Annotated in this window: 9 protein-coding genes; 4 read left to right on the top strand and 5 right to left on the bottom strand. The window is 63.8% G+C overall.

All coding sequences use genetic code 11. From position 1 onward, the window contains the following. Window positions 1–125 precede the first annotated feature (125 nt). Window positions 126–1523, top strand: a complete 1398-nt coding sequence (locus tag AC3XYG_RS32725) for a calcium-binding protein (RefSeq protein ID WP_489144071.1) — start codon at window positions 126–128, stop codon at window positions 1521–1523. Window positions 1524–1544: 21 nt separating this feature from the next. Here AC3XYG_RS32725 and AC3XYG_RS32720 read toward each other — a convergent pair whose 3' ends face one another. Further along, the gene (locus tag AC3XYG_RS32720; protein ID WP_489144070.1) at window positions 1545–1853 is read right to left on the bottom strand and encodes a hypothetical protein; all 309 of its coding nucleotides are present in this window, start codon (window positions 1851–1853) and stop codon (window positions 1545–1547) included. A 522-nt stretch (window positions 1854–2375) separates the two neighbouring features. Further along, window positions 2376–3188, bottom strand: a complete 813-nt coding sequence (locus AC3XYG_RS32715) for a LuxR C-terminal-related transcriptional regulator (protein ID WP_489144069.1) — start codon at window positions 3186–3188, stop codon at window positions 2376–2378. Between the two features lie 359 nt (window positions 3189–3547). Here AC3XYG_RS32715 and AC3XYG_RS32710 point away from each other — a divergent pair, with 359 nt between their 5' ends. From AC3XYG_RS32710 to AC3XYG_RS32700, 3 genes are all read left to right on the top strand, one after another. Next, complete coding sequence (locus tag AC3XYG_RS32710; RefSeq protein ID WP_489144068.1) at window positions 3548–3802, top strand: cytochrome d ubiquinol oxidase subunit II; 255 nt, start codon at window positions 3548–3550, stop codon at window positions 3800–3802. 15 nt (window positions 3803–3817) lie between these two features. Next, a complete protein-coding gene (gene cydX / locus AC3XYG_RS32705) occupies window positions 3818–3943 on the top strand; it encodes a cytochrome bd-I oxidase subunit CydX (RefSeq protein ID WP_489144067.1) in 126 nt (41 codons plus the stop codon). A 160-nt stretch (window positions 3944–4103) separates the two neighbouring features. Further along, entirely contained in the window at window positions 4104–4526 is a 423-nt protein-coding gene (locus AC3XYG_RS32700) for a cytochrome b (RefSeq protein WP_489144072.1), read from the top strand. Window positions 4527–5021: 495 nt separating this feature from the next. Here AC3XYG_RS32700 and yghX read toward each other — a convergent pair whose 3' ends face one another. The 3 genes from yghX to AC3XYG_RS32685 all read right to left on the bottom strand — a co-directional run. Beyond that, window positions 5022–5909 (bottom strand): YghX family hydrolase, encoded by an 888-nt coding sequence (yghX, locus tag AC3XYG_RS32695; RefSeq protein WP_489144066.1) that lies wholly within the window; start codon window positions 5907–5909, stop codon window positions 5022–5024. Window positions 5910–6300: 391 nt separating this feature from the next. After that, window positions 6301–6933 carry a tyrosine-type recombinase/integrase gene (locus AC3XYG_RS32690; protein ID WP_489144065.1) on the bottom strand — a complete coding sequence of 211 codons (633 nt, stop codon included), beginning with the start codon at window positions 6931–6933 and terminating at the stop codon, window positions 6301–6303. A gap of 270 nt (window positions 6934–7203) precedes the next feature. Then, a partial coding sequence (locus AC3XYG_RS32685; protein WP_489144064.1) for an aldehyde dehydrogenase family protein occupies window positions 7204–8373 on the bottom strand: 1170 nt, incomplete at its 5' end.

Here is an 8373-nt window from a genome sequence, read left to right as displayed (position 1 = left end):
TTTCTTGCGGCATGTTGGAAACATCTCCATCAGTCTCTCCCACAAGATGGCGTGGAGCGGCTTCGGAGAACTGTCTGTGCTGAGGCTAATGCGAAGCGCGGCCCAATCTCTATGGAGCGAGACTGATGACATATTTCCCGGGTACGTCCGGCAACGATTTTCTGTACGGCGGTGCGGACAAGGACTTCCTCGAAGGCCTCGCCGGCAATGACACCCTGTACGGCGGGGACAACGGCGACAATCTGCTGGGTGAGGCCGGCAACGACATCATCCACGGTGGCAACGGCACCGACGAGCTCATGGGGGGGGATGGTAACGACTATCTCTACGGTGAGACCGATGGCGACTATATGGAGGGTGGCGCCGGCGCCGATCACCTCGACGGCGGCGGCGCCGAAGATGGTTTGAACATGATCGGCTATATGTATTCACCGAGCGGCGTCACGGTAAACCTGGCAACCCTGACCGCCAGCGGCGGCGATGCGCAGGGCGACGTTTTCGTGAACTTCCAGAGCGCCGAGGGCAGCCAGTTCCATGACGTCCTGATCGGCGATGGCGATACCAATTACCTGAAGGGCCAGGACGGGGACGACACGCTGTATGGCGCTGCCGGCTTCGACTATCTCTATGGCGAGGACGGAAACGACACCCTGAATGGTGGCCCCGGCTCACAATACAACGGGGATATGCTCGACGGCGGCAGTGGGACCGACACGGCCAGCTATTCCGACGCGACGGCCGCGGTCACGGTGAATCTGGCGACCGGCCTCGGCACCCATGGCGATGCCCAGGGCGACAGCTACGTGTCGATCGAGAATGTCGACGGTGGTGCGGGGGCCGATACGGTCATTGGCTCGGCCGGGGCGAACACGCTCCGGGGCGACGGCGGTGCCGATAGACTGTCCGGCGGCGACGGCACTGACGTGCTCCGCGGGGGGGCTGGGGCGGACCACCTGGACGGCGGTGCCGGCTTCGATGTGGCGATGTATTCCGAAAACAGCGCTGCGGTCACGGTCAATCTCGCGACTGGAACCGGCCTTGGCGGCACGGCGCAGGGCGACGTGCTGACGTCGATCGAGGCCGTCTACGGCGGCAACGGCAACGACATGCTCACGGGCAACGCGGCAGCCAACACCCTGGTCGGCAATGCCGGAAACGATACGTTGACGGGTGGTGGTGGGCGGGACGACCTCGCCGGTGGCGCCGGGGCGGACCGCTTCGTTTTCACCGCGCTGGGTGATAGTCCGGCCAATGCTAATGCCGACCGGATCACCGATTTCAGCCACGCTCAGGGCGATAAGATCGACTTGCACTCAATCGATGCCAATACGACCGCCGCCGGTGACCAAGCCTTCCACTTCATCGGCACCGCCGCCTTCAGCCATCATGCCGGGGAGTTGCATGAAAGCATCTCCGGCAGCAACACCGTCGCCGCCGCTGACGTCAACGGCGACGGCGTCGCCGATTTCAACGTCGTCCTGAGCGGGAATATCACCCTGGTCGCCGGTGATTTCGTGCTCTGACCGGCGACCGCTTCGGGACAGCTACCGCAAGTCTGGATGCTCGAAGATCGTCCCCAGATGTGACAGGGTGTCGACCAACAGCCGGCGTGTGTCCCTGGCCAACTGAGGGCCGGCCGGCTCGGAGAGGCTGACGAGTTCCCGGATCCAGCCGGCCAGCTGAATGGAATCCGGGCTGGCTGGATCGAGGCTGCGGCGGATCTTGGTCATGCCATCGACAAGCTCGTCGACAGTCTTGAAGCGGTACCAGCGCTCTCCGCGCCGAAAGGCGATGGGGGGGATGATGGAGATCTCGTTAAACGGCACGTGATGGTCCTCCTGGCCGCTCTCCACGGCAACTCGTCCCGACCATATCAGGCCCGTCCACCCGCTTCGCATTGGCTTTCGGTTGTACTGGCGGCCCTTCGATACATCCTTGCGGAGAGTGAGGCGCACGAAGATTCGTATTGCTGCGGCCGAGAGGTCACCCTGCGCGATCTAAGCGCGTGATCAGGTGGCCGCTAGGACTAGTTCTGGCGCATGAGAAGTCCGGCGCGAGGCGCGATGGGGGGATGTTCCTCGCGCCGGACCCAGGCCTTGCGATCGGTGCCGGCCCATTCCCAGTGGGCCGCGGTTCCACGACCCCGTCGAGTCGCCCGAAAGGGTGAGATGGTGGAACGGGTCGAGCGGGTCGTGCCTTTGGTGCAGTCGGGGAATTCGTTGAAATCCTCCTACCGGACGGTGTCAGCTCGAAGGGGCGGGCTCCCTCCATTTAGGTGCTGGCCGAAAGCCCGTAGGGGGACAGACGAGGAAGGTGCGCGCGGATAGCAGCGACAGAAGTTGGGGCGGATGAACGGTTCGATGCCAAGCGCGTCGCTATGCGCTCGGCACCGATAGTCTTGCCTGGCCTGTACTGCCTGATCGGGGCGCGAGGCTGTGCAGTTTGAACGCCACTTCCGTACGATTCTGGGCCTGCAGCTTCTTCATGATGCTGCGGACATGCACCTTCACGGTGCTCTCGCACAGGTTGAGCTCATAGGCGATGATCTTGTTCGCCTTGCCGCGCGAGATAGCCTCCGCGACCTCGGCCTGCCGCTCGGTGAAGAGCTGATTTCCGGTCGCCGAGGCAAGGGGCTGTTCCTGCGCCGCGTGGGACAGCATCAGGCTGCTGGCCGGTGCGAACACGCCGCCGGCCTGGGCCAAGGAGATTGCCCCGACGGCGACGGTCAGGCTGACGCTGGTCGGAATGTAGCCGCGGGCGCCGCAGGTTAGGATGCCGACGACATGTTCCGGATCTTCGATGTCGCCCATCACGATCGTGGGGACCTTCGGAAAGTCGCGCACCAAGCGATCCAGATCTGCCTGCAGGAGGGGATCTTCCGCCGGCGTCGAACCGATCCCCAGCAGGATGACTGACGTTTCGCCCGGGACGGGGTCGTCGCGCAGCCAGTCCTCGACGGAGGCGAATGCCTGGCTGCGGAATCGTGTTCCTGCGGTCCGGAGCGCTCGGATCAAGGTCTCCCGGCCGAGTGTCCGGGCGTTGATGACGGTGACCAATTTCGCATCGCCATCGACCGGTATCCATGTCGGCACCGGTGCCTCGGCACCATCGCTGACCTGCTCGTCGGCCCTGGGGGCCGACTCGATGATCGCCGGCTCTCTAATGGGGGCGATCCCATCGATGGACACGGCATGTCTTCCGCTATACGCAAGCATGTCTACTCCTCGCGGCCGAATATCGGCCGTTGGCATTAAAACACTTTGTTCGGCGGTCGCTGCCTTCTTCGGTGCCGGTAGAAGGTAAATACGGCACTGTCAGGGCTGTCATCTGCTTTGGTGCGAAGCGGCGAATGAATTGTGAGCTTCACGATTTTGGTGATTGCGGTCAGTCAGTTTGGAGTCTTGAATTTTATTAATCGTTAGATGGGAATATAGGGCCTGATGCGGCGAGCCGAGTCAACTAGGTGAAATCAATTTTATGTATAATTTAGATTAATCCTTCCTAATGCGTTTGGCTGATCCCACTCATTCAACTGAATAGGTCCGCCGTGATTGCGGCGGGATTGTCGGCCTCGTCACACGGTAGCGCGGGGCGAGATCCACTGCTGCCGTCCTCGATCGATCCGAACGCCGACCTCACGGTCTGGGATGGCTCGTCGAGCCGCCTGACCCTTGCGATCATGTTGGGCGCGATGGTCATCTTCCTGCCGCTCATCATCGCCTACACGGCCTGGGTCTATCGCGTGCTGCGCGGCCGCGTCACCCTCGCCCATGTCTCCGACAACCCGACCAGCGCCTATTGAAATGGGAGATGACCGATGTGGTACTTCGCCCGGATCCTCGGTGTAGGAATCGCCTGTGCCATCTCGATCCTCAACGCCATGTGGCTTGAGCTGCGCGAAGCCGGGGAAATCGAGGCACCGATGGATGGTGCGGGACATTGACCAACCGCCATTCCGGCCGCCGCAGATGATGCTAGAGAAGAGACCGGCTTCTTTGTCCACGGTCTCGGGGCCGAGCTTGCAGGGTTGACCGATTTGAAACTAGATCGAGGCCGTCAAAGTAATACATTTGGATGTTCGAAGATAGCGCTGGCGATTCTCTATTGGCCGGAGTCTGCACCTGTCGATCGGACTGGTGGTGCCGATCGTCGTCGTGACGCGCCTGGTCTGGCTCGCTTACCATCCCGCACCGGAGCCGCCGTCAGATCCGCCGACATGGCAGCGCATCGGGGCTCATCTGCTTCAGATCCTGCTCTATGGGCTGTTGATTGCCTTGCCAGTGTTGGGTTGGCTCTGGGCGAGCGCGCTTGGCTGGGCAATCCGCTTGTTCGGTCTGGTTACCCTGCCGGATCTCGTCGGCCATGGGGCCGCTATCTGCCGCGTTGCCGGTGATCTCCACGCACTCCTGTCCAATGGGCTGCTGGCCTTGGTCGGCATTCAGGTTGTTGGCGCCCCGTATCATGCCGTCTTCCGGTGCGATGGGGTGATGCAGAGAATGCTGCCGGCTTCGCATCGCTCGACCTGACCAAGCGGGAGGTTGGCGTCATGTCCGGTCCGGGGAGCCGACCGCCATGGCCGGTTATTGGCACTCACTATCGTCTGGCTCCCGTCGGGAACGGCCAAATTTCGCCGATCCGGGCGATGTCCGGTTTCGGACGGCTACGCGATGACCGCAGTTGGCCCGAAACCGCCAAGGCCGCCCCCCGCCTACCGGCCGCCGGTTCCTCCAGGTGGCTTCGACTGAGGGGTGTCCGCCGGCGAGATAGCCCTGACCCGACCGCAGGGCCTGCTCGAGGACGGGAGAGATGCGCGACGCCGGGATCGGTTCAGACTACCGGCACGTTGACGCTGCCGAGCGTCGCCCGCGCCGTTGGCCAATGCCGAGAAAGGCTCCGAGGCCGAAGAAATCGATCCGCATCCGAGAGTCCCGCGCTGGTCGGCACGGGCCTCTCGGGCGGGTGCCGTGCAGATCAATGAGAATGATTCATGGTGAAGGCCGTTCGGCGGCTCGTCGCGTCAATCACGCCAGATAGAGCTTGAACCAGTCGATGGTCCGGTCCCAGGCCAGCTTGGCGGCGGCCTCGTCGTAGCGGGGCGTGGAGTCGTTGTGGAAGCCGTGGTTGACGCCGGGATAGATGTAGGCCTCGTACGTCTTATTCGCGGCCTTCAGCGCGGCCTCGTAGGCGGGCAAGCCCTGGTTGATGCCGGTGTCCAGCTCGGCATAGTGCAGCAGCAGGGGCGCCTTGATCCGCGGCACGTCCTCCGCCTTCGGTTGCCGGCCGTAGAACGGCACTGCGGCGGCCAGCTCGGGATAGGCCACGGCCGCGGCATTGGCGACGCCACCGCCATAGCAGAAGCCGGTGATGCCGACTTTGCCGGTGGTCAGGTCGCTGTGCATCAGGACCTCGACCGCGGCGAAGAAGTCGTTCATCAGCTTCGTCGGATCGACCTTCTGCTGCAGGTCGCGGCCCTTGTCATCATTGCCGGGATAGCCGCCGACCGAGGTCAGCCCGTCCGGAGCCAGGGCGACGAAGCCGGCCTTGGCCACCCGCCGTGCCACATCCTCGATATAGGGGTTCAGGCCGCGGTTCTCATGCACCACGACCACGCCCGCCACCTTGCCGGCAGCCCTGGCGGGGCGGACCTGATAGGCCCGGACCTCGCCATTGCCCTTGGGCGACGGGTAGGTGGTGTATTCAGCGACGATGTCCGGGTCAGTGAACTCGACCTGCTGGGCCATCGCGTAGTTCGGGCTCAACGACGCCAGGATCGTCGCCGCGCTCAGCCCCGCCACCCCGAATTTGCGGACGCGGTCCAGGAACTCGCGTTTGGTGATCCTGCCGTGGACGTAATAGTCGTAGAGCTCCAGCAGCTCTGGCTGGAAGTCCTTGGCGGTGAGACGGGTCATGAAGCGCTCCCCCTTTCCGTTGCGACCGCGCGCCCCGTGACTCCTGAGGCGGCGACACACCCCTCACGTTCGCTCCGGCCGGAGCCGTCGGCGATGCAGCATGGAACCGCCCTCAGGGCTGCGACGGGGCGGCCTCGCCGTCGAGCACCCGCCTGATGCGGTCCTCGTCCAGCGCATTTTCCCATTTCGCCACCACGATTGTCGCCACCGCATTGCCGACTAGGTCGGTCGGGGTCAGGCCAAGAACAGGCCTCGGCGGATCAGTTTGCCACGAGTCCGCTTGAGAGAAGCTGCCTTGATGACCGCTCCTGGCGCGGGCCGGCCGGGACCGATAAGGTCTGCTCCCGGCCGGCGTGACCCCCCGGGCGCTATGCGCACCGCTGCAAGTCTCTCAGAGGTCAAGCTGCTCGGAGATACGGAGCGCGTCGTCCACCTCGATGCCGAGGTATCGGACGGTGCTTTCCAGCTTCCTGTGGCCCAGAAGGAGTTGGACTGCTCTCAGATTGCCGGTCTTGCGGTAGATCTGGGCTGCCTTGGTATGTCGCATCGAGTGTGTTCCGTAGGCCGGGCTGTCGAGGCCGGCATCTGTCACCCAGTCATGAACGAGGCGAGCATACTGACGCGTCGAGAGATGAGATTGGCCCCGACCACGGCTGGGGAACAGGAAGCCCGCGCCTGAGCCGCGGTGTATCAGCCAAACCTGTATGGCCTTTCGAGTGCCATCAATCAGCTCGAACTGAACCGGGCGGGCGGTTTTCTGCTGGATAATGGTCGCACGCTCGCGGGCACGCCCGCCGATCTGAACGTCTTCAATTCGCAAGCTGACTAGGTCGCTGGCCCGGAGCTTGCTGTCGATCGCAAGGTTGAACAGTGCCAGATCCCGCTCACGGCCTTCGATTTCGAGCCGCGCTCGTATAGACCAGACATCCTTCGGTTTCAGTGGTCGCTTCTGACCGACCAACTGGCCCTTGTTCCAAGGGACTTGCCGATTTGCCGAGGAGTTTGAATCATTTGTGGTGGGCATGGCCTATCACTCCTAGCCACCCTCCCGCCGCGACGCTCACCGATGTGAGCCGGCGAACACTATCACAAGCAACCCATTGGCCGCTTCGGAGATGCCGCCGCGATTGTTGGATATGGGGCCCCTTTCCCAACCAGATTAGCTGCAAAGGGCGGAAATCGGCTGTTTGTGTCCAAGAGGCCGATGTCCGGACCCGCGGGCGTCCACTTTGGGCTGTTTTTTCCAGCCGCGAGGGGACGAGTGGATCGGTTCCCGTTGTGGGAGGTTCTGACATCAAGGCGTGCGAGATCGGATCCAGATCGTCTTGGTCTGCAGATATTGGGACACGGCCTCCAATCCTTTGTCCCGGGCCAGCGAGCCGGACCGGCGATAGCCGCCGAACGGCGTCTTGACGTCGCCCTCGGTGAATCCGTTGATCGCGACCGTGCCGCAGGCCAGCCGGCGCGCAAAGTGCAGGGCGCGATCGATGTCCCGGGTGTAGACCGTCGCCTGCAGTCCGTATTCGGTGTCGTTGGCAACCGCGAGGGCGCCCTCGAGGCTGTCGACCTCAATCATTCCCAGGACCGGGCCGAAGATCTCCTCCCTGGTGATGGTCATGGATGCGTCCAACCCGTCGAAGACGGTCGGCTCGACGAAGAAGCCGGTTCGGCCACTGTCCCGCCCGCCCACCAGCAACCGGGCGCCCTGGTCGCGCCCGCTGCGGATGAAGCCCAGGACCCGGGATTGCTGTTCCTGTGAGACCAGCGGCCCGATCTCGGTCCGGGGGTCGAGCGGATCGCCGACCCGCAGGGCGCCGATCCGGGCCAGCACCTTCGCGGTGAACTCCGGCTTCCGGCTGCGGTGGATGATCTGCCGCATATTGGCCGAGCAGTTCTGGCCGGCATTCCAGAAGGCGGCATTGACGGCGTTGTCGATCAGATCGTCCGAGATCTCGGCGTCGTCGAGCACGATGAACGGGCTTTTGCCGCCCATCTCCAGCCCGACCGGCTTCAAATTGCTCTCCGACGCGTATTTCAGGAACAGCGCTCCGACCTCGTTCGAGCCGGTGAAGGTGACGGCGTCGATATCCGGATGCCGGCCGATCGGCGCGCCGACGTCGGGGCCATAGCCGGGGACCACGTTCAGCACCCCGTCGGGCAGGCCGGCCTCCGACGCCAGCTCCGCCAGCCGGAGTGCTGTGAGCGACGTCTGCTCGGCGGGCTTCAGCACGACGCTGCAGCCCACCGCCAGGGCGGGTGCCAGCTTCCAGGCCGCCATCAGCAGCGGAAAGTTCCAGGGCACCACCGCGCCGACCACGCCGATCGGCTCGCGGACGATCAGCGCCAGGGATTCCGGCCCGGTCGGCGCGATCTGGCCAAAGATCTTGTACGCCAGCTCGGCATACCATTGGAAGAAGGCCGGGACCTCGGTGCCGATCTCGTGCAGGCAGTCCTTGTTCGCCTT

Source organism: Inquilinus sp. (genome assembly GCF_057815775.1).
This window is presented reverse-complemented; position numbering and strand designations above follow the sequence as displayed.